Here is a 25,244-nt window from a genome sequence, read left to right as displayed (position 1 = left end):
CCCTTGATGCAGGGAAATTGTGGCGGCGGGCGATCGGCCCGCGCTCGGTTGGCGGTGTCTAGCACGGACCGCCGCGCAAGGCGACGCGGCTGGGCGCAACACCCTAACCGGCCGTTAACCATCTTTGTTTTAACTCCATTAACGACGTTTGGGCTGCCGGCCGGCAGTCTGATTTTCGTTAAGTGTATGATTTATAGAGGTATATTGTGGTTGGAGGCTGGCGGCTGAAGGCCCTCCGGACGGGCCGCCCCCTGGGCGCGCACCCGTGGCGCGCCCTGCCGCTATGCCTCGCCGCCGCCCTGGTGGCCTTGTCGACACCTGCCGGGGCGCAGGCGCTGACCGGGGATCTGTTCAATCCACAAGCAGGCGGCTTCGCCCCGAAGAACCCCAACCTGCGGCAGGTCGCCCAGGGGGCTCAGGGCAACGCCGGCAAGCCCGCGGATGATACGGCCGCTCCGCCGCCGCCCGCCCCCTCCCGCCTCGGGGCGATCCCGACCTACGGCAATCCCGCCGGGTTCGGCGCCGCGGTGACCGGCTACGATTCGTTCGGCCGCAAGAAAAAGCCGAAGGCCAGGCCGATGGCCCGGCCGCTGCCGGGCGGGCCGCTGCGCGGTCCGCTGACCAACAATGCCGCGCTGCCGCCGGTACCGGCCGGCCCGGTGGCCGGCGGACCGCCCAAGCTTGCCGCGCCGCCATCGGCCTCGGCCGCGGGTGTGCCGGTGCCGGCCTCGGCGGCCGGCAACATTCCGGGCCAGCCGCCGCGCCGCCGCCTGCCGATCGACACGGATCCGTTCGGTGCCCCAGGCATCTACTACGGCTCGTTCCTGTCGCACGCCGCGGTCGAGCTGACCGGCGGCTATGACACCAACCCGAGCCGGCTGTCGCCGGCGCGCGGCTCGGCATTCTGGATGATCGCGCCGGAACTGGTGGTCACCTCGAACTGGACGCGTCATGCGCTGAGCGCCGACCTGCGCGGCTCCTTCACCGGCTATGGCATGACGCTGCCGCCGGACGTCGCCGCGAACAACGGCGCGCCGATGAATATCGACCGCCCCGATTTCACCGGCCGCGTCGACGGCCGCATCGACGTCACCCGCGACACCCGGATCAACGGCGAGCTGCGGCTGCGCGTTGCAACCGACAATCCGGGCAGCCCGAACATCCAGACCGGTCTTGCGAAATACCCGGTGTACGCCACCACCGGCGGCACGCTCGGCGTCGATCACGATTTCAATCGCCTCAACGTCGCGGTCAGCGGCACCATCGATCACACCTCGTACCAGTGGTCGAAGCTGACCGACGGCTCGTCCACCTCGAACGACGATCGCGACTTCACCCAGTATGGCGGCATCGCGCGTGTCGCTTACGATCTGCGCCCGGGCGTCAAGCCGTTCGTCGAGGTCGAGGGCGACACCCGCATCCATGACCAGGCCGTCGATCGCTATGGCTACCTTCGCGATTCCGATGGCGGCTACATCAAGGGCGGTTCGAGCTTCGAGCTGACCCGCCTCATCACCGGCGAGGCCGCGGTCGGCTGGCTGATGCGCAACTATCGCGATGCGCGTCTCAGCCAGATCAGCGGCCTTCTGACCAGCGCGTCGCTGGTCTGGACGGTGACGCCGCTGACCACCGCGAAGTTCATCGCCGCCTCGTCGATCGACGAGAGCCCGCTGCCCGGCGTGCCCGGCGTGGTGACGCGCGACTACACCTGGCAGGTCGAGCATGCCCTGCGCCGCTGGCTGGTCGCCACCGCGCGGTTCGGCTACGGCACCTCGGACTATCGCGGGCTCGGTCGTTTCGACAACCGTTTCACCGTATCAGCCGACCTCGTCTACAAGCTCAACCGCACCTTCCAGATCAAGGGGCAGATCCGGCACGACTGGCTGGACAGCAACCAGCCCGGCTTCAACTCCAACGCCACCGTGATCACGCTCGGCGTGCGCGCGCAGCAGTAGGCGGCTGCGTCTGCCGCGCGTCGCCTCGCGCCACGCTGACCGTGCTGGCGTTCTCCACGGTGCATGTGATGACGGCGCAGGAGTTCGTCGGGCGCATCGCCGAGGGCAGGGCCGCAGTCGAGGCGGTGGCCTGATCGCGCGTCCGGCGCCCGTCAGGCCATCAGTTTCGGCAGCGCTGCCGCCAGCGTGTCGACGGCGAGGCGGACCTTGCGCGGCAGCTGCGGGGTCTGCAGCCACAGTGCGTGGCTGTCATAGGGAAACTCGGTTTCATCCGGCAGCAGCCGCACCAGCGTGCCGGCGGCGAGGCGTTCGCGCACCAGCCAGCTCGGCAGCCAGGCAAGCCCTAGGCCTGCGGCTGCCGCGTCCGCGATCGCCTCGAGGTCGTCGAGCCGCAGCCGGCTCGGCGGCACGATCTGCTGCTCGGGCCCGTCGGGGCGCGGAAATCGCCACGGCGCTGTGCGGCCGGTGCGGCCATAGATGATCGCCTGGTGTTGCTGCAGCTCGGCGACGCGTTCCGGCGTGCCCTGGGCCGCGAGGTAGGACGGCGCGGCGCACACGATCATGCGCTGGCGCGCCAGCCGGCGGGTGATCACCCCGGACATGTCCTGCAGATCTCCGGTGCGAACAGCAAGATCGCAACCGCTCTCGGCGAGGTCCGACAGCGGATCGCTGAACGATAGCTCCAGCTCCAGCGCCGGATGCTGCCGCGCCAGATCCAGCAGGATCGGGGCGACGCAGCGCCGGCCGAACAGCACCGGCATGGTGACGCGCAGCCGGCCGCGCGGCTCGGCGAGCTGGTCGGCGGCCAGCGCATCCGCGGCATCGACCTCCGCGAGCACCGCGCGACAGCGCTCGTAATAGGCGCGGCCGAACTCGGTCAGGCTCTGCCGCCGGGTGGTGCGGTTGAGCAGCCGCACGCCGAGGTGTTCCTCCAGGAACCGGACGTGCTTGCCGACCATCGGTCCGGACAGGTCGAGAGCGGCCGCCGCAGCGGCGAAGGAGCCGAGGTCGACGGCCCGCACGAACACGGCCATGCTGGTGAGGCGATCCATGATTAGAAACTGTTAGTTTTGATTGATCTTCACGAGAGGGAATTTATCGCGGATTCCAGCGCTGTCATAGCTCATTCAGTTCAAAAGATTTGGAGTTGTGACGTCATGGCGCGGATCATTCGTTTTCATGAGCATGGCGGGCCGGAGGTGCTGCGGATCGAGACGGTCGAGCTGTCGGCCCCGGGTCCCGGCGAGGCCCGGATCCGGGTCAAGGCGCTGGGCTTGAACCGGGCTGAGGCGCTGCTCCGGGCCGGGACGTATATCGAGACGCCGACGCTGCCCTCGGGGCTCGGCCTCGAGGCCGCCGGCGTGGTCGAGGCGGTCGGCGCCGGCGTCACTGAAGTGGCGCCCGGCGATGCTGTCAGCGTAATCCCGCCGATCTCGATGGTGCGCTGGCCGGCCTACGGCGATCTCATCACCTTTCCCGCCGCGCAGGTGGTCCGGCATCCGTCGTCACTCAGCTGGGAGGCCGCGGCCGCCGTGTGGATGGCCTATCTCACCGCCTATGGCGCGCTGATCGACATCGCTGGGCTGCGCAAGGGCGATGTGGTGGTGATCACGGCGGCGTCGAGCAGCGTCGGCCTCGCCGCGATCCAGATCGCCAACACCGTCGGCGCGACAGTGATCGCGGTGACCCGCACGTCGCGCAAGGCGCAGGACCTGCGCGCCGCTGGCGCGGCCCATGTGGTCGCCACGGCGGAGGAGGATCTGGAGGCCCGCCTCAACGAGATCGCGGGACGAGATGGCGTGCGCGTCGTGCTCGATGCGATCGGCGGGCCGATCTTCGCGCCGCTGACCGCGGCGATGGCGCGGGGCGGCATCCTGATCGAGTATGGCGGCCTGAGCCCGGAGCCGACACCGTTTCCGCCGTTCGCGGTGCTCAGCAAGACGCTGACGCTGCGCGGCTATCTCGTCCACGAGATCATCGGTGATCCGGCGCGGCTCGCCGCCGCCAAGGCGTTCATCCTCGACGGGCTGGCATCAGGGGCGTTGAAGCCCGTCATCGCCAGGACCTTCCCGTTCGAGGAGATCGTCGAGGCGCATCGTTTCCTGGAAAGCAACGAGCAGTTCGGCAAGATCGTGGTCAAGGTCTGACCTCGGCCATCGATCCGGCCGTCACTTGAAGCGGCGGCGCAGTCCGGCCCGGCGAAAACGCACGCCGGAGCCGTCGCTGAGGCGGGTCGCATTGAACCCACCGTCAAGGCAGGCGACGCGCTGCGGCGCCCCGACCTGCGGGCTGCGCTCGGTCTCCCACCATGACGCCCGGTGCGAGGCGCGCGACAGCGCAAAGCCGAGGATGTCCTCGATCTGCTCATTGGTCAGCACGAATTCGTCGCGGGTCTGCGCCTTCAGGTAGTCGCGCAGCGGGTCATAGGGGCTCACGGCAGGTCCTCGATCGCGGGACACTATTGCAGAGCCGGAGCGTCCCCCGTCAAGGGGCGCGCCGGCGGATCAGAACAGGCCCCGCCGCTGCCGGTTCAGCCTTGCCGCCGCGGTGATCGCGTTGGCCGCGAGGATCATCAGCAGAATGCCGGCGATGCTGACGGCGGCCTGCATGGCGAGGGCGCCGGACAGCCGCGTGAGCACAATGTGGCCTGCGAGCGCAAGCAGCACGCCGAGGCAATAGATCGGTAGCGAGTTCTCGCCGCAGCGGATCGCCGCGACGAGCGGCGGTGTCAGCAGGCCATCCCGGCGGCGCGGCACGATCGAGGCCGCAACCATGGCGAGCGCCAGGAAATGCAGCAGCCGCAGCGGATCGAGATCGGGCTTGTCGATCGGATAGATCGCGCGCGCGAGGGCATCGGGGACCAGGGCCGTGAGCGGGGTGAGCGTCCAGCTCATCACCACGACGAGGCTGAAAGCGAGATAGCCGGCGGCGAGCCACAGCGCCGTGCGTGAGGCGATCTGCTTGCGCAGCCGCTTCCTGCCACGGAGTGCCCACCACGCGCCGAGCACGAACAGCAACTGCCAGGCGAGCGGATTGAAATACCAGCCATTGGCCGGCCACGCCGGAATGTTCCAGCCGAAGTGCTGCACCAGGACGTAGAGGCCGAACGAGGTTGCGAGCGTCATGTTCGGCGCACGCTGCAGCGCCAGCAGCAGCGGCGCGAACAGCAGGTGAAACAGCACGAAGGTCGGCAGCACGTCGGTGTTCACCGGGCGGTATTGCAGCAGCGCGGCATGCAGCAGCGTGGGGCCGGGCTGCTCGAACAGGATGCGGGTGTTGCTGTCGTCGGCGAGACGGCCGCCCCCCGCTGTGAACACCACGATGGCGCAGGCCAAAATCAGCAGCAGGAAACCGGCATAGATGTCCCAGCCGCGGCGCAGCGTGTGCGCCACCACGCCGCGCCAGCCCTGGCGGCGCCGTGTCCGGCCATAGGCGACGGCACAGGTGACGCCGGAGACGAACATGAACACCTCGGTGGCGTCGCTGAAGCCGTAGTTGCGCAGCGTGAACCAGCTGCCGATGTTGTTGGGGATGTGGTCGAGAAAGATGAACCACAACGCGATGCCGCGGCAGGCGTCGAGCTGCAGGTCGCGGCCGAGCGGCCGCATCGCCGGCAGCGGGTCCTTTGGCGGGCTTGCGGCGGCGGTCGGGTCACGCATGATCATGAAATGACGGAACCAGCCATCCTCTGCCAAATCCCATGCATCGGCGCAACGCCTTGTTAACCCCCGTGGGTATGATCGCAATCATCTAAAGGTTGCAGCAATCAATTGGGCGCATCAGTGCGCAGGCCCAACGATGGTATTGTGATGCAGCGCAACGATACGGATGTCAGATCGGACATCAAGCCCCGGCGGATCTCGCCCGCGGTGCTGATGCTGTTCTGCGTCCTGACTCTGCTGGCCTTTTCGGCGGTGTGCGGCAGCGTACTGCTGGACATGCGGCGCGGCGAGGAGGCGCTGGCGCGCCGCACGATGGAAAACCTGGCGTCGACCATCGATGCCGACATCAGCCGCAACATCGAGCTTTACGACCTGTCGTTGCGCAATGTCGCGACCAATTTCGTCGAGCCCGAGGTGAAGACCGTCAGCAAGCCGCTGCTCAGCCTGATCCTGTTCGATCATGCCGCCACCGCGCAGCATTTCGGCGTGATCCAGGTGTTCGATGCGCAGGGCGATCTGGTGCTGGATTCCTCGACCCTGACGCCGAAGCCGGAAAACCATGCCGGCGAAGACTATTTCGAAGTGCATCGCACCGATCCGGACCGCGGCCTCTACATCAGCCGCCCGGGGCTGCATCACAGCACCTACTCGCTGGTGCTGAGCCGCCGCATCACCGCCAAGGACGGCGCGTTCGTCGGCGTTGTGGTCGGCTCGCTGCGCTTTAGCTATTTCCACGACCTGTTCGACCGCCTGCAGCTGCAGCCCGACGACACCATCACCGTGTTCCGCCGCGATGGCGTCGTGATCATGCGTACGCCGTTCGATCTCGACATCATCGGCAAGGACATGAGCGGGGCGCCGGGCATGCACCAGACGCTGACGCAGCCGAGCGGCGCGGCATCGCGGGCGAGTGCCGTCGACGGCATCGTCCGCCTGTTCGTGTGGCGTGACAGCGGCCACGCGCTGCTGGTGGTCGCCGGCAAATCATGGGACACCATCTTCAGTCTGTGGCGCCGCGAGGCGCAGCGCATCGGCGCCATCATGCTGGGGCTGATCGTGCTGGTGGTGGCCGCGACGTTGTTCCTGGCACGTGAGATCAATCGCCGTGGACTTGCCGAGGACCGCCTCGAACAGCTCGCCACCACCGATGCGCTGACCCAGTTGCGGAACCGGCGCAAGTTCGACACCGTGATCGCCCAGGAATGGCGCCGTACCATGCGCCAGGGCGATACGCTGGCGCTGCTGATGATCGACGCCGATCACTTCAAGGCGTTCAACGACATGTTCGGCCATCAGGCCGGCGATCAGGTGCTGGTGCGGATCGCCGCCACCATCCGGGCCTGCGTGCGCCGCTCCGCCGACTGCGCCGCGCGTTATGGCGGCGAGGAATTCGCCGTGCTGCTGCCGGGCTTGTCGATCGAGACCGCGTCGCTGGTCGCTGAGAAGATCCGCGGCGATGTCGAGCAGTTGTCCGCCGAAAAATGGGCCACGACGGTCAGCATCGGGGTCGCGGCCATGGTCCCGAGCCAGGGCGGCTCGCCATCGCTGCTGATCGAGGCCGCGGACAAGGCCCTCTATGAGGCGAAGTCACGCGGCCGCAACCAGTCCTTCGTCGCGGGCGTCGGGTACCTGTCGCTGGTGGCGTAGGCGCCCGTCGCCGGCGTGTTCGTTCAGAAGTACTTCCTCATTTCCTCGCGCAGCCCCTCGCGCAGGTCGTCGCGGTCCATCGCATAGGCGATGTTGGCGGCGAGGAAGCCGGACTTCGAGCCGCAGTCGTAGCTCTTGCCCTTGAACTTGAAACCGTAGAACGGCTGCGTCCGGGCGAGGCCGAGCATCGCGTCGGTGAGCTGGATCTCGCCGCCGGCGCCGCGCTCCTGGGTTTCCAGGATCTTGAAGATCTCCGGCTGCAGGATGTAGCGCCCGGTGATCGAGAGGTTGGAGGGGGCCTGCTCGCGCTTGGGCTTCTCCACCATGCCGGCGAGCTCGAACAGGTCGCCGCGCTGCTGGCCGACGCCGACGACGCCGTACATGTGCACGCTCTCCATCGGCACTTCCTCGACGGCGACAATGTTGGCTTTCTCGGCGCCGACGGCGTTGGCAGCGTCGATCATCTGCTTCAGCCCGCTCGGCTTATGCTTCACCAGCACGTCCGGCAGCAGCACGGCGAACGGCTCGTTGCCGACGATCTCGCGGGCGCACCACACCGCATGGCCAAGGCCGAGCGGCTGCTGCTGGCGCGTGAACGAGGTCGAGCCGGCTTCCGGCTGGTCACGCTCCAGCAACTCCATCTCCTTGGTCTTGGCGCGCTCCTTCAGCGTGTCCTCGAGCTCGTAGGGCCGGTCGAAATGGTCCTCGATGACGCCCTTGTTGCGGCCGGTGACGAACACCAGGTGCTCGATGCCAGCCTCAAGCGCCTCATCCACCACGTGCTGGATCAGCGGCCGGTCGACGACCGTGAGCATTTCCTTGGGCATCGCCTTGGTGGCGGGCAGGAAACGGGTACCGAGACCGGCGACGGGAAACACGGCTTTGCGAATTTTCATGTTGTCTCTATCGAAGGTGGACAGGGTTCAGGCGGCGGACCGTGGACGGCGGCCCGTCACCTTGATGTCGTAGCAGATTCCGGAGCTTTTGCGGCGTCCCCGCGGCGGCTTTCGAGCGGTCCTGGGTCGAACCGGCGTCGGCCGTCATGGCGCGGCCTTGAACCGATGCGACATAACGGCCCAGGCTGCGGGATGCCGGGGGCGCCAAAAAGTCGCCGGCTCGTTAAGCTGATGGAAACCCTGTCGGCGCCTTTTAGGACCCGGGCAGGGCTTTTACGGATCAGGAATGACCCCACGATGACGGCAAGCGCGCTGAAGCGGATCGGTGTGGCGGCTCTGGCCTTCGCGACCCTCGTCGGACCGGCGCAGGCGCAGACTTCGAACGGCGGCGGCCCGGTGATGCTCGATACCACCGGCTCGGTTGCCCGGCCGGTCCGGCCGGCGGCGCCGGCGGGCGGCGTCCAGCGCACCACCGCCCAGGCCACCTTGCCATTCTCGTTGCCGTCGATCTTCGCGCCGCAGAGCCAGCCGGCGCCGGGCGGCTCCGGCGGGACTAAGGAGTGGAGCGGCGAGGACGGCGCGTCCGGCCATCCGCAGATGACGGCGCAGGCGATCCGTGACGCCGCCGCCAATTTCGACAACTGCATCGCCAGCCTGTGGCCCGAGGCGGCACGGCGCGGCATTTCGCTGGAGAGCTACCGGCGCTTCACCGACGGCCTGACGCCGGACCTGCGCATCATGGACCTGATGGATTCGCAGCCCGAATTCACCAAGGCGCTCTGGGACTATCTCGATGTCCTCGTCAGCGACGCGCGCATGCAGCGTGGCCGCGAGGTGCTGGCGCAGTACAAGACCACCTTCGACGCGGTTGAGAAGGCCTATGGCGTCGATCGCTATGTCATCGCCTCGATCTGGGGCGTCGAATCGAATTACTCGACCCAGGGCGGCGACCGCAGCGTGCTGCGCTCCACCGCGACGCTGTCGTGCATCGGCCGTCGCCAGGCCTATTTCCGTAACGAATTCCTGTCGGCGTTGGAAATCCTGCATCACGGCGACCTGCGCCCCGAGCAGATGAAGGGCTCATGGGCCGGCGCGTTCGGCCCGACCCAGTTCATGCCGACGGCGTTCAAGCGCTATGCGGTCGATTTCGACGGCGACGGCCGCAAGGACGTCGTCGACAACGTCGCCGACCTGATCGCCTCAACCGCCAACAACCTCAAGAAGGACGGCTGGCAGAGCGGCCAGACCTGGGGCTATGAGGTCGAGGTGCCCCGCGGCTTCAACTACATGCTGGCCGACCGCGCCAAGCAGATGACGGTGGCGCAGTGGGAGCAGCTCGGCATCCGCCGCGCCGGCGGCAAGCCGTTCCCGCGCACCTCCGACAAGGCCTTCCTGCTGGCCCCGGCCGGCAGCGAAGGGCCGGGCTTCCTGATGCTGCAGAACTTCCGCAGCATCCTGCGCTACAACCCGGCGGAGGCTTATGCCCTCGCGATCGGCCATTTCGCCGACCGCCTGCGTGGCGGCGGCCCGTTCGTGCAGGCGTGGCCGCGGCAGGAGCGGGTGCTCAGCCGCGCCGAGCGGCTTGAATTGCAGCAACTGCTGGTGCAGCGCGGCTTCTACCGCGGCGAGCCGGACGGCCAGCTCGGCGGCGAGACCCGCAAGGCGCTGCGTGAGTTCCAGGCGTCCATCGGCGCCGCCGCCGACGGCTTCGCCACCGCCGAGATGCTGGAACGGCTGCGCGGCCGCTGAGCGCCGCAGGCGACGTCAGGCCTTGCCGAACAGTTCGGTCATGAACGCGGTGGCCTTCAGGCCGCTGCCGGTCAGCAGCACCACGGTGCGCTGGTCCGGCGTGATCGTGCCCGACGCCAGCAGCTTCTCGGCGGCCGCGGCCGCGACCGCCGAGGTCGGCTCGGCGTAGAGCCCCATCCGGGCCAGCACGCCGACCGTCGTCGTGATCTCCTGCTCGGACACCGCGACCGTGCCGCCACCGGAGCGGCGGACGGCCTGCAGCACCTCCGTGAAGCGGACCGGGCGTTTGATCGCGGTCCCTTCCGCGATGGTCGGCGCGGTGGTGACGTCGACCGGGGTCTCGGAGCCGGCGACGAAGGCGGCGTGCAAGGGGGCGCAGTTCTGCGGCTGCGCACAGAACAGCCGCGGTAGCCTGGTGATTTCCCCGGCGCGCAGCAGCTCGCGAAAACCGATGTCGCAGCCGAGCACGTTGCTGCCGGCGCCGACGGGGATCACGATGTTGTCGGGGGGCGCAAAGCCGTGTTCCTCCCACAGCTCGTAGGCGAGGAGCTTGGTGCCCTGCAGGAAGAAGGCCTGCCAGTTGTGGCTGGCGTAGAAGGTCTCTGCCGACTGGCGGATCGCCTCCGTCTCCGAATTCTCCCGTGGTCCAGCCACCAGCTGTACCTCGGCGCCGAAGGCACGCATCTGCGCGATCTTCGCCGGCTGGGTGGTGGCGGGGGTGAGGATGCGCACCCGCACGCCGGCAGCCGCGCCATAGGCGGCGATCGCGGCGCCGCCATTGCCGGAGCTGTCCTCCAGGATCGCGGGGACGCCGGCCTGGCGCAGATAGGACAGCATCACCGAAGCGCCACGATCCTTGAAGCTGCCGGTGGGGGCGAACCATTCCAGCTTGAAGTGCACCGGCCCCGACGGCAGGCGGCCCTCCACCAGCGGGGTGATGCCCTCGCCAAGGCTGACCGGCCGGGTGATCGCGAGGGGCAGGGCGGCGCGGTAGCGCCAGATCGAGCGGGTCGTGGTGTCGATGGCGTCGCGCCCGATCCCGGGCAGCTCCGAGATCATCAGGGGGTGGCCGGCGGGCGAGCGCCACAGCGGCGTCGCCAGCGGAAACGTCTGGCCAGTCACAGGGTCGAGATAGGTGGCGTCAGCGGGCATGGCAGGACCTGATGATGGTTGGGGCGCGGCACGAACGCGAAAGGCAGGGGAACCGCCCGGAATTTAAGCACGTTTCTGCCATCGGGCGTGAAAGATGGTGTTTTCGGTCCTGGTTCCATGTATGGGAGAGCGGTTGAAACGGGCCCGCCGGGCTGCCCGTTTGCGGCCTGAATCGGCTATTATTTTGCCCGGATACCAGAGCTCCACCGGGTCGCTGTCACGTTGATGCCGAGACGATCGCCACTGCGACGCATCCTGTCCGAAGCCGGCCCGCTGATTGCGGCGGCCACGGCGGCGGTGATGCTGTTTGGCATCGTGGCGCCGGCCTCCGCGCAGTTCTTCGATTTTGGTTTCGGCCGGCCGCCGCCGCGGCAGGCGCCGCAGCGTGGCGGCGGTGGCTTCGGCGGTTTCTTTTCGCCGTTTCGCGAGATCTTTCCCGGACCGGCGCCCGCGCCGCAGCAGCAGCGTGCGGTCGACTACTCGCATGCACCGCCGGCAGAGAAGCGTGAGACGCCGGCCGAGCGTAACGTGCTGGTGCTCGGCGACGCGATGGCCGACTGGCTCGCCTACGGCCTCGAGGACGCGTTCTCCGAACAGCCCGACATGGGCGTCGTCCGCAAGCACAAGACGGTTTCGGGCCTGATTCGTTATCAGCCGAAGGGCGAGCCGGCCGACTGGGCCGCTGCCGCCAGGGGCATCCTCGCTGCCGAGAAAGCGGATGCAATCGTGGTCATGCTTGGCCTCAACGACCGCGTGTCGATTCGCGAGATGGCCGATCCCAAGGCGCCGGCGGACAAGAAGGCCGACAAGGACAAGAAGGACGCGCGTGCCAAGGTGGACGGCGACAAGCCGGCCGGCACGGAGCCGCCCGCCGACGATGCCGACAGCGAGACGCCGTCGATCGCAGCGCCTGAGAAGAGCGCGCGCGCCGCCGGCGGCAGTGCCGAATTCCGTGACGACCGCTGGGCCGAGCTCTACGCCAGGAAGATCGAGGACCTGATCGCCGTGCTCAAGAGCAAGGGCGTCCCGGTGGTGTGGGTCGGCTTGCCCGCGGTGCGCGGCCAGAAGGCCACGGCGGACATGCTCTATCTCGATGCGCTCTACCGTGACGGTGCCGGCAAGGCCGGCATCACCTATGTCGACGTGTGGGACGGCTTCGTCGACGAAGCCGGCCGCTTCATGCCGCAGGGCCCCGACTTCGAAGGCCAGATTCGCCGGCTGCGCACGGCGGACGGCGTGTTCTTCACCAAGGCCGGCGCACGCAAGCTCGCGCACTATGTCGAGCGTGAGATTTCGCGCCTGCTGGCGCGGGCGACGCCAGTGGCGCTGCCGAACGAGCCGGCCGTGCCGGACACGAGCGTGCGGCCGGGGGGCCCACCGCCGCGGCCGCTGGCTGGGCCGGTGGTGCCGCTGGTGGCATCCTCGATCGGCTCGGACGAGCTGCTCGGCGGACCCGGCACACGGCCGACGGCGGTCGATGCGCTGGCGGCCCGCACCCTGGTCAAGGGTGAGGCGCTGTCACCGCCCGCGGGCCGTGCCGACGATGCGGCGTGGCCGCGCCGCGAGGTCGGACGGCTCGAGCCGGGCAATACGCCGGTGGTGGCTGCGCCATCGGCCAAGCCGGACGGCAAGGCTGATAACAAGGCCGACGCGGCGCCGGTGGCATCTGCCGGCCCGGAGCCGGCCGGCGCGCCGACGGCTCCGCCAGCGGCGCCGAAAAAGAGGCGGGCTGCGCCGCCGTCCGCCGCAGAACAGCCGTCAGGCTTCTTCGGCTTCGACAGCCGGCCTTCTCCGCCGCCGCAGCAGAGCCGCCCGCGACCGCGAGACGGCGCGCCGCGTCCGCCAGGCAGCATCGGTCGCTCGGCATCGGCACCGGACGACGGCATCTTCGCCTTCACCCGTTGAGATTTTCGGAGCGGCGGTCGGCGTCGCCGCGAGACAGGCTCTTGCGCTTATTGCGTGACGCTGGTGCGGCACGCCAAAAGCAAAAGCCCCGCGCGCGGCGCGGGGCTTTCGAAGTCTGAAGTCCGTGCGGATGGATCAGCGCGGCAGCGTGGTCGATCCCATCAGGAACTGGTCGATCGAGGCGGCGCACTGCCGGCCTTCGCGGATCGCCCACACCACCAGCGACTGGCCGCGGCGCATGTCGCCGGAGGTGAACACCTTGGCGACCGAGGTGCGGTAGTCGTTGGTCGAGGCGCGAACGTTGCCGCGCGGGTCGAGGTCGACACCAAGGGTCTTGAGCAGGCCGTCGTGCACCGGATGGACGAAGCCCATCGCCAGCAGCACGAGGTCGGCCTCGATCTCGAACTCCGAGCCGGCGATCGGCTGCAGCCGCTCGTCGACGCGCACGCAGTGCAGCTTGGTGACCTTGCCGTTCTCGCCGCTGAACTTCTGGGTCAGCACCGCGAAGTCACGGGCGGCGCCTTCCTGGTGGCTCGACGAGGTCCGCATCTTGAGCGGCCAGTTCGGCCAGGTCAGGGCCTTGTTCTCGCGTTCCGGCGGCTGCGGCATGATCTCGAGCTGGGTCACGGACTTGGCGCCGTGGCGGTTCGAAGTGCCGATGCAGTCCGAGCCGGTGTCGCCGCCGCCGATCACGACGACATTCTTGCCGGTGGCGAGGATTTCCCTGACGTCGCCGAGCGGCTCGTGGCCGACGCGGCGGTTCTGCTGCGGCAGGAAGTCCATGGCGAAGTGAACGCCGTCGAGGTCGCGGCCCGGCACCGGCAGATCGCGCGGGGCCTCGGCGCCGCCGGTCAGCGCGACCGCGTCGTACAGCCGCAGCAGTTCGGCGGGATCAATGCCGTCCTTGCCGCCGACCGCTTTGCCATAGTGGAAGGTGACACCTTCGCCTTCCATCTGCTGGACGCGGCGGTCGATGATGCCCTTCTCCATCTTGAAGTCGGGAATGCCATAGCGCAGCAGACCGCCGGCCTTGGCATGCTTCTCGTAGACATGAACGTCATGGCCGGCGCGCGCGAGCTGCTGGGCGCAGGCGAGGCCCGCGGGGCCCGAGCCGACCACGGCGACCTTCTTGCCGGTCTTCTCCGCGGCGACTTCCGGCTTCAGCCAGCCATTGTCCCAGGCACGGTCGACGATCGCGCATTCGATGGTCTTGATGGTGACCGGGTTGTCGTCGATGTTCAGCGTGCACGACGCCTCGCACGGCGCCGGGCAGATGCGGCCCGTGAACTCCGGGAAGTTGTTGGTGGAGTGCAGCGTGCGCGAGGCGTCTTCCCAGTTGCCGTTGTAGACGAGGTCGTTCCAGTCCGGGATCTGGTTGTTGACCGGGCAGCCCGGCGTGCCCGGCGCGACCGAGCCGGTGCCGTGGCAATAGGGGATGCCGCAGTTCATGCAGCGTGCCGCCTGGTCCCGCAGGCCTTTTTCATCCAGCGGAACGACGAATTCGCGATAGTTCTTCAGCCGGTCGGCGACAGGCGCATAGACGCGATCGCTGCGGTCGATTTCAAGAAAACCGGTAATCTTGCCCATAGAAACGTATGCCTCGAATGACTACGCGCCGATCGCGATCTTGGGTTCTTCGGATTCGCGCTTCTTCATCTCGTTCAGCGCGCGGCGGAATTCCACTGGCATGACCTTGCGGAACTTGGGAAGGAACGTCTTCCAGTTCGCCAGGATCTCTGCGGCGCGGGCGGAGCCCGTCAGCTTGCCGTGGCGGGTGATCAGCACATGCAGGCGCTCGACGTCGTCGCCGGTCAGGTTGGCGAGCACGTCGACCTTGCCATGGGCTTCGAGGTCGCCGTTCTGGTGGAAGGCGTTCTCGGCGATCATCTCCTCGGACAGCACCGGTTCGAGCTCGACCATCGCGAGGTTGCAGCGCTTCTCGAAGCTGCCGTCTTCATCCAGCACGTAGGCGACACCGCCCGACATGCCGGCCGCGAAGTTGCGTCCGGTGCGGCCGAGCACGACGACCACGCCGCCGGTCATGTATTCGCAGCAGTGATCGCCAGCGCCCTCGACGACCGCGATCGCGCCGGAATTGCGCACGGCGAAACGCTCGCCGGCAATGCCACGGAAGTAGCAGTCGCCCTCGATGGCGCCGTACATCACGGTGTTGCCGACGATGATCGATTCCTCGGGGACGACGCCGGAATGGGCCGGCGGCTTGACGATGATACGGCCGCCCGACAGGCCCTTGCCGACATAGTCGTTGCCTTCGCCTTCGAGCTCGAAGGTGACGCCGCGGGCGAGCCAGGCGCCGAACGCCTGGCCGGCGGTGCCTTGCAGTTTCACATGGATGGTGTCGAGCGGCAGGCCGTCATGGCCGAAGCGCTTCGCCACCATGCCCGACAGCATGGCGCCGGCGCTGCGGTCGGTGTTGTTGATCTCGGCCGAGATCTTCACCGGGGCGCCTCGGTCGAGCGCGGCCTGGGCGTCCGCGATCAGCTTGCGGTCCAGCACCTTGTCGAGGTGATGGTTCTGCAGCTCGGAGTGATGGATCTTGGTGCCCGGCGCGGCCTGCTGCTTGAAGAACAGCTTCGAGAAGTCGAGGCCCTTGGCCTTCCAGTGCGCCACGAGGGCGTTCTGGTCGAGCAACTGGCTCTGGCCGATCATCTCGTTGAAGGTGCGGAAGCCGAGCGAGGCCATGATCTCGCGGACTTCCTCGGCGACGAAGAAGAAGTAGTTGATGACGTGCTCGGGCTGGCCGGTGAAGCGCTTGCGTAGCACCGGGTCCTGCGTCGCCACGCCCACCGGACAGGTGTTGAGGTGGCACTTGCGCATCATGATGCAGCCGGCCGCGATCAGCGGCGCGGTGGCGAAGCCGAACTCGTCGGCGCCGAGCAGGGCGCCGATCACGACGTCACGGCCGGTGCGGAAGCCGCCGTCGACCTGCACCACGATGCGGCTGCGCAGCCGCTCGCGCACCAGCGTCTGGTGGGTCTCGGCAAGGCCGATTTCCCACGGGCTGCCGGCGTGCTTGATCGAGGTCAGCGGGCTCGCGCCGGTGCCGCCTTCGAAGCCGGAGATGGTGACATGGTCGGCGCGCGCCTTGGCGACGCCCGCCGCGACGGTACCGACGCCGATCTCGGACACCAGCTTGACCGACACCTGACCGTCCGGATTGACGTTCTTGAGGTCGTAGATCAGCTGGGCGAGGTCTTCGATCGAGTAGATGTCATGGTGCGGCGGCGGCGAGATCAGGCCGACGCCCGGGGTCGAGTGGCGCACCTTTGCGATGGTGGCGTCGACCTTGTGACCCGGCAGCTGGCCGCCCTCGCCGGGCTTGGCGCCCTGGGCCATCTTGATCTGCATCATGTCGGAGTTGACGAGGTATTCCGTCGTCACGCCGAAGCGGCCGGAAGCGACCTGCTTGATCGCCGAGCGCATCGAATCGCCGTTCGGCAGCGGCTTGAAGCGGTCGGCTTCCTCGCCGCCCTCGCCGGTGTTCGACTTGCCGCCGATCCGGTTCATGGCGATCGCGAGCGTGGTGTGCGCCTCGCGGGAGATCGAGCCGAACGACATCGCGCCGGTCGCAAAACGCCTGACGATGTCCTTGGCCGACTCGACTTCGGCGAGCGGCACCGGCTTGCGCTTCTCTTCCTCGGCGCTCTTGATGCGGAACAGGCCGCGGATGGTCAGCAGCCGCTCGCTCTGCTCGTTGAGGATCTTGGCGAACGCCTTGTAACGCTCCAGCGAGTTGCCGCGCGCGGCGTGCTGCAGCGCCGCCACCGATTCCGCGGTCCAGGCATGGTCCTCGCCACGGGTACGGAAGGCGTATTCGCCGCCGACGTCGAGGGCGTTCTTGAACACCGGCGAGTCGCCGAACGCCTCGGTGTGGCGGCGCGCGGTTTCCTCGGCGATCTCGGCAAGGCCGACGCCTTCGATGCGGGTGTGGGTGCCGGCGAAGTACTTGGCGACGAAATCAGCCTTGAGGCCGACGGCGTCGAAGATCTGCGCGCCGCAATAGGACTGGTAGGTCGAGATGCCCATCTTGGACATCACCTTCATCAGGCCCTTGCCGATCGCCTTGATGTAGCGCTTGACGATTTCCTTGTCGTCGAGCTTGGCAGGCAGCTTGTCCTTCATCGCGATCAGGGTCTCGAACGCGAGATAGGGGTTGATCGCTTCCGCGCCGTAGCCCGCGAGGCAGGCGAAGTGATGCACTTCACGCGGCTCACCGGACTCGACGACGAGGCCGACCGAGGTGCGCAGACCGGTGCGGATCAGGTGGTGATGCACGGCGGCGCAGGCGAGCAGCGACGGGATCGGGATCCGGTCGGTGCCGGCCATGCGGTCCGACAGGATGATGATGTTGACGCCCTCGCGCACCGCCGCTTCCGCGCGGCCGCACAGCTCGTCGAGCACCTGCTCCATGCCCGCCGCGCCGAAGCCCGCGTGGAAGGTGGTGTCGAGCGTGCGCGACTTGAAGTGCGATTCGGCGATCTCGGAGATCGAGCGGATCTTCTCGAGGTCGGCGTCGGTCAGGATCGGCTGGCGCACCTCGAGGCGCTTGGAGCGCGACATGCCCTCGAGGTCGAACAGGTTCGGCCGCGGGCCGATGAACGACACGAGGCTCATCACGATCTCCTCGCGGATCGGGTCGATCGGCGGGTTCGTGACCTGGGCGAAGTTCTGCTTGAAGTAGGTGAACAGCTGCTTGGGACGGTCCGACAGCGCCGAGATCGGGGTGTCGGTGCCCATCGAGCCGGTGGCTTCCTCGCCGAGCGAGGCCATCGGGCTCAGCAGGATGTTGATGTCTTCCTGGGTGTAGCCGAACGCCTGCTGGCGATCGAGCAGCGGCAGGTTGGAGCGCGCGCCCTTGCCCGGCGCGTCCTGCAGCTCTTCCAGCACGATCTGGGTGCGGTCCAGCCAGGCGCGGTAGGGATGGCTCTGTGCCAGCGACGCCTTGATCTCGTCGTCCGGGATCAGGCGGCCCTTCTCGAGGTCGACCAGCAGCATCTTGCCCGGCTGCAGCCGCCACTTGGTGACGATCTGGTCCTCGGGGATCTTGAGCACGCCCATTTCGGACGCCATCAGGATGCGGTCGTCCTTGGTGACGAGGTAGCGCGCCGGCCGCAGGCCGTTGCGGTCGAGCGTGGCGCCGATCTGCAGGCCGTTGGTGAAGGCAATCGCCGCCGGGCCGTCCCACGGCTCCATCAGCGCGGCATGGTATTCGTAGAAGGCGCGGCGGTGCTCGTCCATCAGCGGGTTGCCGGCCCACGCCTCCGGGATCATCATCATCACCGCGTGCGGCAGCGAGTAGCCGCCCTGCACCAGGAATTCGAGCGCGTTGTCGAAGCAGGCGGTGTCCGACTGGCCTTCATAGGAGATCGGCCACAGCTTCTCGATGTCCTCGCCGAACCGCTCGGACGACACCGAAGCCTGCCGCGCCGCCATCCAGTTGACGTTGCCGCGCAGGGTGTTGATCTCGCCGTTATGGGCGATCATCCGGTAGGGATGCGCCAGCGACCAGGTCGGGAAGGTGTTGGTCGAGAAGCGCTGGTGCACGAGGGCGAGGGCGCTCTCGAAGTCCGCCTCGTGGAGGTCGGGGTAGTACTTGCCGAGCTGGTCGGCGAGGAACATGCCCTTGTAGACCACCGTGCGGCACGACATCGACACCGGGTAATAGCCGGCCAGCGAGCGCTCGCGGCGCTGGTAGATGGCGTTGGAGATCGCCTTGCGCAGGATATAGAGGCGGCGCTCGAAGTCGTCCTGGTCGGCGCAGTCGTCGCAGCCGATGAACACCTGCATGTGGTGGGGTTCGGTCGGCTTGACCGTCTCGCCGAGCGAGGAATTGTCGGTCGGCACATCGCGCCAGCCGAGCAGGGTGAGCCCCTCGGACTTGATCCGCTCGCTGACGATGCTCTGGATCACCTCACGCCAGGGCTTCTCCCGCGGCATGAACACCGCGCCGACGGCGTACTGGCCGGGCGCGGGCAGGGTGAAGCCGAGCTCCTTGGCTTTGCGAGCGAAGAAGGCGTGCGGGATCTGCACCAGGATGCCGGCGCCGTCACCGGCGCGCGGGTCGGCGCCGACGGCGCCACGGTGCTCGAGGTTGCACAGGATCGACAGCGCATCGGAGACGATCTGATGCGACTTCTTGCCCTTGATGTTGGCGATGAAGCCGACGCCGCAGGAGTCCTTCTCCAGGCTGAGGTCGTAGAGGCCCTCGGCCGGCGGACGCCAGGTGTGCTCGCGAGTGTGCTCGCGGGCGGCGGCGTCAGCCGCGGTCGGTTTGGCCATTTTCGGATTGCAGTCCGCCGACAGCGCATGGGCACCGATTTCGTCGCGCTCGAACTTTGATCCGCTCATGTCCAACCCTCTCACCCCCGATAGTTCCCTCGTTTTCAGCGCGCCATGATGACGCCCAAAAGACGTTGAAGTGGTCGTTACGTCGGCGCAGCTTCGGCGCGGCGGCATCAGGTGAATGCCGCATCGCACCGGGCGAGCCATTTCAGGAGACGCTGTTTTTTAAATGTTGGCCGTTTCCGGCCGGACATCTGCCATCCAGGTCGCCTGCCCATCCAGGTTGCCGCCGCGTCGTCAGCTTCCTGCCGGTTTCCCGGAAAAATGGGACAGGCGTACTGTCCTAGCTCAGAGACTGCCAAATTTTTTCTTATCACACAAGCGCGTGAGAGTCCTCGCCCCCATGCGTTCGTTTCGGCGCCTGCATGCCGGAATTCGAGGCACGACACATGCCCATTTTGCGCCCCGGTTTGGGGCGGTCACGCCGCGATCCGGCCCAAGGACCGCCGAATTTCCTGAAGAATCTCTGTTCCCGATCGCACCAGGGGCACCGGGAGGCATTTTCAGGAGCAGCATGCGATGAGCCGTATCATATCGGGGAGGTTGGCTGCGGCGGCCGGGCTTGCGTGGGCAGCGGTTCTGGCCGCCACCGCCGTCCAGGCGCAGACGCGGGTGGCGGACGAAATCCGCACGCCCTATCCGGACGGCGGCGCGATCCTTCGGCGCGGGCCTGACCGGCCACCGCCAGCCGGGGTCGGCCTCGACGAGGAGGCGGTGCCGCCGTACGAGGTGGTGCGGATCATCCAGTCGCGCGGCTTCGAGCCGCTGGGGCCGCCGCTGCGGCGGCGCTTGGTCTACACCATCGCCGCCCTCAATCCGGACGGCGACGATGGCCGTGTGGTGCTGGATGCCCGCACCGGGCGGATCATGCGGTTCCTGCCCGCCGAAATCAGCGAGGCGGAACTGCGCGGTGCCTATGGTCCGCCGGGCCTGCCGACGCGGCTGCAGCCCCAGAAGGCCGATGTCCGCACCCTGCGCCCGCCGCTGCCGGTGCCGAAGGTCGCCAGCCGCACCCCGCAGGCGCCGCCGGCCGCGGCCAAGCCGGAACCCGGGCCGGCTGCCGCATCCGAGCCACGGGCCGCCGAGCCGCGCACGGTCGGCACGGCGCCGCCCACCCAGCAGGCCGCCGCGCAGCCCAAACCCGCAGATCCCAAGCCGGCCGCGGCCAAGCCCGCGGTCCAGCTGCTGCCGACCCAGGACATGCCTCCGGTCCAGGGCTTCGAATGAGCCAGGGCTTCGAGTGAGCCGGATTGCATGAAAAAAGCGCCCCGGGGCACCGGGGCGCTTTCACATATACTTGGAGCCAATCTGGAGGTCGAAGTCGCCGTTACGCGGCGGCCTGGGTCACCTGGGCGCTGATGGTCTGGCTGCTGCCGCTCGTGATCGCGATCGACCGCGGCTTCTTGGCCTCGGGAATCTCGCGGACGAGGTCGACATGGAGCAGGCCGTGCTCGAGCGAGGCGCCCTTGACCTGGACATAGTCGGCGAGCTGGAAGACGCGCTCGAAGGCGCGGGCGGCGATGCCGCGGTACAGCACTTCGGACTTGTCCTTGTTGTCGGAGACGGATTTCTCACCCTTGATCGTCAGCGTGTTTTCCTTCGCGACGATGGACAGTTCGTCCTGGGAGAATCCGGAGACCGCGACGCTGATGCGATAGGCGTTATCGCCGGTGCGCTCGATGTTGTAGGGCGGATATCCGGGGGCGGTTTCGGCGGCGGACTGGTCGAGCAGGTTGAACAGACGGTCGAAGCCGATGGTGGAACGATAGAACGGGGTCAGGTCGAACGTACGCATGGTCTGATCTCCTCATAAGAGCGAGTTGTCGTTTCGCCCGCCGCATGGCCGGGCATTCAAGACGTCGTTTGTGCAGCCTGTTGATCCGGACCGGTTGGCATCCGAACCACTGTAGTGGCCTGCACGAAGATGATATGGGAGGGGCCTTGCGGCGTTCAAGGGGGATGCCGCGCCCGCCAGCGCTGTTTCCAGCCGTCAAGAAATCCCAGCGTTTCCACCACCTTTTCGGTTTCCGGTCGACCGCATGACGCTCCTTTCGATTCCTGCCAATCCCGTGCCCGAGGACGTCGTCAGCGGCACCATCAGGACCCCCGACGGGGTCGAGCTGCGCTTCGCGCGCTGGGCACCACCCGCCAACCGCAAGGGCACGGTCTGCCTGTTCACCGGACGCGGCGAATGCATCGAGAAATATTTCGAGACGGTGCGCGACCTGCGCGACCGCGGCTTCGCGGTGGCGATGATCGACTGGCGCGGGCAGGGCCATTCCGCGCGGGGCCTGCGCAACGGTCGCAAGGGCTATGTGCGGCGGTTCTCCGACTATGAGATCGATGTCGAGACCTTCGTGCAGCAGATCGTGCTGCCGGATTGTCCGCCGCCCTATTTCGCGCTCGCCCATTCCATGGGCGGCGCGGTGATGCTGCGGCTCGCCTATGCCGGCAAGCGCTGGTTCGACCGCATCGTGATGACGGCGCCGATGATCGACCTGCCCGGCCGCGTCACGGCGTGGCCGGCGCGCGCCCTGCTGCGCACCCTGCGCTTCGCCGGGCTGGGAGGCGCCTATGTGCCGCGCGGCGAGGACGTCATTGTCGGCACCGGGCCGTTCGTCGGCAATCCGGTGACCAGCGATCCCGTGCGCTATGCCCGCAACGCCGCGATCCTGGAAGAGGACCCGACACTCGGCATCGCCGCGCCGACCATCGCCTGGGCCGACACCGCGTTCCGCACCATGCATGGTTTCCGCGCGCTCGATTATCCCTCGAAGATCCGCCAGCCGATCCTGATGCTGGCGGCGAGCAACGACACCATCGTGTCGACCGCCGCGATCGAGGAATTCGCCTATCACCTGCGGGCCGGCTCGCATCTCGTGATCGCCGGCGCCAAGCATGAGATCCTGCAGGAGCAGGAGCGTTACCGTTCGCAGTTCTGGGCAGCGTTCGACGCCTTCGTGCCGGGCACGCCGCTGTTCAAGTGAAGCCTGATCCCGCCGCCGCGTCAGTCGGCGTGTGGCGGCGAGGTTTTGGGGGAGCGGGAGATCGATCGAGATTCCGGGTCTGGCCCTTCGGGCCATCCCGGAATGATCAAAAGAGGCGCCGTAGGCGCGAACCCGGAACCTCTGCGGAGCCGCGAGCTCCAACATTTGTGGGGATACGCATGTTCGGCATCCATGATTTCTGGCTGTTCGTCGCCGCGGGCGTGCTGCTCAACGTTACGCCCGGTCCCGACACCGCTTATGTGGTCGGCCGCAGCGTGCAGCTGGGGTGGCTCGGCGGCGCGGCCGGCGCGCTCGGCATCGGTCTCGGCTGCTTCGTCCATATCGTTGCCGCCGCCGTCGGGCTGTCGGCGCTGCTGGCGGCATCGTCGACAGCGTTCACGGTGATCAAGCTGATCGGCGCCGCATACCTCTGCTACATCGGTGTGCGCATGGTGCTGACCCGTGCGAGTGGCGAAGCATCACCGACGCCGGCCGCGGCCCCGGTGCGGACGCTGCGCCAGATCTTCTGGCAGGGCGCGCTGACCAATGTGCTGAACCCGAAGGTCGCGCTGTTCTTCCTCGCCTTCCTGCCGCAATTCGTCGATGCGGCGTCGCCGTCGAAGGCGCTCGCGTTCCTCGTTCTGGGCGTGATCTTCAACGTCACCGGCACGGCGTGGAATCTGTCGGTCGCCGTGGCCGCGGCGCGCACCGCCGGACGGGTGCAGCGCTCGCCGCGCCTTCTGGCCTGGATCAACCGCGCGCTCGGCGGGGTGTTCGTCTATCTCGGCGTTCGCGTCGCGCTGCTCGACGCGCGCGGCTAAGCCCGCACGCCTGTTCGGCATCGGCGACGGCCCACGCCGTCGATCACGCCAGCCAGGGACTGGCGGCGAAATGCGCGGCCTCGAACGACCGGATCGCGTCGGCGTCACGTAGCGTGGCGCCGACGGCGTCGGTGCCGCCCAGCAGCGCGTCCTTCAGCAGGGCATCGATGGCGAACGGAATGCGGGTGCCCGTCGCTGTGAGCGTGAGGGTCTGCGCCGGCAGGTCGATGACCATCATATTGGCAGCGGCATCGCCGGCGGCAGCGAACACCTGCGCGAGGGCATCGTCGCCGAGCGACACGGTAAGGATGCCGTTGCGCGCGCAGTTGTCGTTGAAGATGCCGGCGAAGCTGCTGCCGACCAGGGCGCGGATGCCGAACTGCGCAAGGCCCCACACCGCGTGCTCGCGGCTCGAGCCGCAGCCGAAGTTCGGGCCGACCGCGAGGAACCGGGCGTCCGTGAATCCCGCGCGGTTGAGCACGAAGCAGGGATCGCGGCGCAGGTCGAAGAACAGGCCATCGCGCAGGCCGCGGCGGTCGATGCCCTTGAGGAACTGCTTGGGCATGATGACGTCGGTGTCGATGTTGGCGGCTGGCAGCGGCGCGATATGGCCGGATACGGTGGTGAAGGGCTGCATGGTCAGCGTCCTCCCTCGAACGTGCGCGGGTCGGCGAGATGGCCGCGGATCGCGGCGGCGGCGACCAGCGCCGGGCTCATCAGGTGGGTGCGGCCGTGCGCGCCCTGGCGGCCTTCGAAATTGCGGTTGGTGCTGGAGGCGCAGCGCTCGCCGGGCGCCAGCACGTCGTCATTCATGGCGAGGCACATCGAACAGCCGGACTGCCGCCACTCGAAACCGGCGTCGATGAAGATGCGGTCGAGCCCTTCCGCCTCGGCCGCGCGTCGCACCGCGCTCGAGCCCGGCACCACCATGGCGCGCACGCCGTCCGCGACGCGGCGGCCGGCGACCACGCGCGCGGCCTGGCGCAGGTCGTCCATGCGCGCGTTGGTGCAGGAGCCGATGAAGGCGCGGTCGATGCGGATGGCCTGCATCGGCGTGCCGGCCGCAAGGCCCATGTAGGCGAGTGCGCGTTGCGCGCCGCGCTGTTGCTCGGGCGTCGCCGCTGCGCTGGGATCGGGCACGCAGCTGTCGATCGGCACCGCCTGGTCCGGGCTCGTTCCCCATGTCACCATCGGCGCGATGTCGCCGGCCGCGAGCGCGACCTCGCGGTCGAAGACTGCGTCGCGATCGCTGGCGAGCTGTCGCCAGCTGGCGCAGGCCGCGTCCCACAGCGCGCCCTGCGGCGCGCGCGGGCGGTCCTTGAGGTAGGCGAACACGGCGTCGTCGGGCGCCATCACCGCGCCGCGGGCGCTGGCCTCGACGATCATGTTGCAGATGGTCATGCGGCCCTCGACGCCGAGCGCGCGCATCGTCGATCCCGCGAACTCGACTGCGAAGCCGGTGGCGCCGTCGGCGCCGATGCGGCGGATGACGGCCATGACGATGTCCTTGGCGACGACGCCCGCCGGCAGCACGCCGTCGACGGTGACGCGCATCGTCTTCAGCCGGCGGTACACCAGCGTCTGGGTCGCGAGATAGTGCTCGATATCGGAGGTGCCGATGCCGAAGCCGAGCGCGCCGAGGGCGCCGTAGGTGGTGGTGTGGCTGTCGCCGGCCGCGACCACCATGCCCGGCAGCACGAAGCCCTGCTCGGGCGCCACCACATGCTCGATGCCCTGCCGCGGGTCGAGCACGTCGAACAGCTCGATGCCGAAGTCGCGGCAGTTGCGGGCGAGGTAGTCGACCTGCTGGGTCGCGCCGGCATCCGGCATCGCCGCCGTGCGCCGCGCCGCGGTCGGGTTGACATGATCGACCACCGCGAGCGCGGCGGCCGGTCGCCACGGCTTGCGCCCGGCTTCCCGCAAGGCGCTGAAGGCCTGGGGGCTGGTGTATTCGTTGAGCACCGTGCGATCGACATAGAGCAGCATCCGGCCGGCGTCGTCGAGCCGGCGCACGCTGTGCGCATCGCAAATCTTGTCATACAGTGTGCGTGGGGAAGCCATTGGAAATCCACCGGAAAAAGATAGCTCTGCAACCTGCCGCGGGTGC

Annotated in this window: 18 protein-coding genes; 8 read left to right on the top strand and 10 right to left on the bottom strand. The window is 68.0% G+C overall.

All coding sequences use genetic code 11. From position 1 onward, the window contains the following. The first annotated feature begins 302 nt into the window (after nt 1-302). On the top strand, nt 303-1,955 hold the full coding sequence (locus AB4Z37_RS06905; RefSeq protein WP_441515959.1) for an outer membrane beta-barrel protein: 1,653 nt from the start codon (nt 303-305) through the stop codon (nt 1,953-1,955). 152 nt (nt 1,956-2,107) lie between these two features. On the opposite strand, the gene AB4Z37_RS06900 is transcribed toward AB4Z37_RS06905, so the two are convergent. Further along, nucleotides 2,108-3,007 carry a LysR family transcriptional regulator gene (locus tag AB4Z37_RS06900; protein WP_441515958.1) on the bottom strand — a complete coding sequence of 300 codons (900 nt, stop codon included), beginning with the start codon at nt 3,005-3,007 and terminating at the stop codon, nt 2,108-2,110. 105 nt (nt 3,008-3,112) lie between these two features. Between AB4Z37_RS06900 and AB4Z37_RS06895 the strand changes: the two genes are divergently transcribed. Next, nucleotides 3,113-4,102 (top strand): zinc-dependent alcohol dehydrogenase family protein, encoded by a 990-nt coding sequence (locus tag AB4Z37_RS06895; RefSeq protein WP_441515957.1) that lies wholly within the window; start codon nt 3,113-3,115, stop codon nt 4,100-4,102. A 21-nt stretch (nt 4,103-4,123) separates the two neighbouring features. Here AB4Z37_RS06895 and AB4Z37_RS06890 read toward each other — a convergent pair whose 3' ends face one another. Both AB4Z37_RS06890 and AB4Z37_RS06885 read right to left on the bottom strand, forming a co-directional pair. Beyond that, nucleotides 4,124-4,390 (bottom strand): hypothetical protein, encoded by a 267-nt coding sequence (locus AB4Z37_RS06890; RefSeq protein ID WP_441515956.1) that lies wholly within the window; start codon nt 4,388-4,390, stop codon nt 4,124-4,126. Between the two features lie 69 nt (nt 4,391-4,459). After that, nucleotides 4,460-5,620: an OpgC domain-containing protein gene (locus tag AB4Z37_RS06885; protein ID WP_441515955.1), complete on the bottom strand. Its 1,161-nt coding sequence runs from the start codon at nt 5,618-5,620 to the stop codon at nt 4,460-4,462. 144 nt (nt 5,621-5,764) lie between these two features. Here AB4Z37_RS06885 and AB4Z37_RS06880 point away from each other — a divergent pair, with 144 nt between their 5' ends. Beyond that, complete coding sequence (locus AB4Z37_RS06880) at nt 5,765-7,264, top strand: sensor domain-containing diguanylate cyclase (protein WP_441515954.1); 1,500 nt, start codon at nt 5,765-5,767, stop codon at nt 7,262-7,264. A gap of 23 nt (nt 7,265-7,287) precedes the next feature. On the opposite strand, the gene galU is transcribed toward AB4Z37_RS06880, so the two are convergent. Further along, a complete protein-coding gene (galU, locus tag AB4Z37_RS06875; RefSeq protein ID WP_441515953.1) occupies nt 7,288-8,160 on the bottom strand; it encodes a UTP--glucose-1-phosphate uridylyltransferase GalU in 873 nt (290 codons plus the stop codon). 297 nt (nt 8,161-8,457) lie between these two features. On the opposite strand from galU, the gene AB4Z37_RS06870 reads away from it, so the two are divergent. Continuing rightward, entirely contained in the window at nt 8,458-9,909 is a 1,452-nt protein-coding gene (locus tag AB4Z37_RS06870; protein ID WP_441515952.1) for a lytic murein transglycosylase, read from the top strand. A 15-nt stretch (nt 9,910-9,924) separates the two neighbouring features. Here the strand turns inward: AB4Z37_RS06870 and AB4Z37_RS06865 are convergent, their stop codons facing one another. Then, the gene (locus tag AB4Z37_RS06865; protein ID WP_441515951.1) at nt 9,925-11,061 is read right to left on the bottom strand and encodes a pyridoxal-phosphate dependent enzyme; all 1,137 of its coding nucleotides are present in this window, start codon (nt 11,059-11,061) and stop codon (nt 9,925-9,927) included. A gap of 225 nt (nt 11,062-11,286) precedes the next feature. Here AB4Z37_RS06865 and AB4Z37_RS06860 point away from each other — a divergent pair, with 225 nt between their 5' ends. Beyond that, nucleotides 11,287-12,966, top strand: a complete 1,680-nt coding sequence (locus AB4Z37_RS06860; RefSeq protein ID WP_441515950.1) for an SGNH/GDSL hydrolase family protein — start codon at nt 11,287-11,289, stop codon at nt 12,964-12,966. 135 nt (nt 12,967-13,101) lie between these two features. Here AB4Z37_RS06860 and AB4Z37_RS06855 read toward each other — a convergent pair whose 3' ends face one another. Then, nucleotides 13,102-14,553, bottom strand: a complete 1,452-nt coding sequence (locus AB4Z37_RS06855; RefSeq protein ID WP_441515949.1) for a glutamate synthase subunit beta — start codon at nt 14,551-14,553, stop codon at nt 13,102-13,104. Nucleotides 14,554-14,574: 21 nt separating this feature from the next. Beyond that, nucleotides 14,575-19,335: a glutamate synthase large subunit gene (gltB, locus tag AB4Z37_RS06850; RefSeq protein ID WP_441515948.1), complete on the bottom strand. Its 4,761-nt coding sequence runs from the start codon at nt 19,333-19,335 to the stop codon at nt 14,575-14,577. 513 nt (nt 19,336-19,848) lie between these two features. Between gltB and AB4Z37_RS06845 the strand changes: the two genes are divergently transcribed. After that, complete coding sequence (locus AB4Z37_RS06845; RefSeq protein WP_441515947.1) at nt 19,849-20,556, top strand: hypothetical protein; 708 nt, start codon at nt 19,849-19,851, stop codon at nt 20,554-20,556. Nucleotides 20,557-20,656: 100 nt separating this feature from the next. Here AB4Z37_RS06845 and AB4Z37_RS06840 read toward each other — a convergent pair whose 3' ends face one another. Next, on the bottom strand, nt 20,657-21,124 hold the full coding sequence (locus AB4Z37_RS06840; protein ID WP_441515946.1) for an Hsp20 family protein: 468 nt from the start codon (nt 21,122-21,124) through the stop codon (nt 20,657-20,659). A gap of 244 nt (nt 21,125-21,368) precedes the next feature. Here AB4Z37_RS06840 and AB4Z37_RS06835 point away from each other — a divergent pair, with 244 nt between their 5' ends. Both AB4Z37_RS06835 and AB4Z37_RS06830 read left to right on the top strand, forming a co-directional pair. Continuing rightward, the gene (locus AB4Z37_RS06835) at nt 21,369-22,316 is read left to right on the top strand and encodes an alpha/beta fold hydrolase (protein WP_441515945.1); all 948 of its coding nucleotides are present in this window, start codon (nt 21,369-21,371) and stop codon (nt 22,314-22,316) included. A 179-nt stretch (nt 22,317-22,495) separates the two neighbouring features. Continuing rightward, on the top strand, nt 22,496-23,137 hold the full coding sequence (locus AB4Z37_RS06830) for a LysE family translocator (RefSeq protein WP_441515944.1): 642 nt from the start codon (nt 22,496-22,498) through the stop codon (nt 23,135-23,137). A 43-nt stretch (nt 23,138-23,180) separates the two neighbouring features. On the opposite strand, the gene leuD is transcribed toward AB4Z37_RS06830, so the two are convergent. Together leuD and leuC are read right to left on the bottom strand one after the other, a co-directional pair. Next, entirely contained in the window at nt 23,181-23,774 is a 594-nt protein-coding gene (gene leuD, locus AB4Z37_RS06825) for a 3-isopropylmalate dehydratase small subunit (protein WP_441515943.1), read from the bottom strand. A 2-nt stretch (nt 23,775-23,776) separates the two neighbouring features. Further along, the gene (gene leuC / locus AB4Z37_RS06820) at nt 23,777-25,198 is read right to left on the bottom strand and encodes a 3-isopropylmalate dehydratase large subunit (RefSeq protein ID WP_441515942.1); all 1,422 of its coding nucleotides are present in this window, start codon (nt 25,196-25,198) and stop codon (nt 23,777-23,779) included. Between the last annotated feature and the right edge of the window lie 46 nt (nt 25,199-25,244).

The organism is Bradyrhizobium sp. 2TAF24 (assembly GCF_052115025.1).
Taxonomy (GTDB): domain Bacteria; phylum Pseudomonadota; class Alphaproteobacteria; order Rhizobiales; family Xanthobacteraceae; genus Bradyrhizobium_A.
Note: the sequence above shows the minus strand (reverse complement) of the source record. Positions and strands in the feature narration are given on the sequence as shown.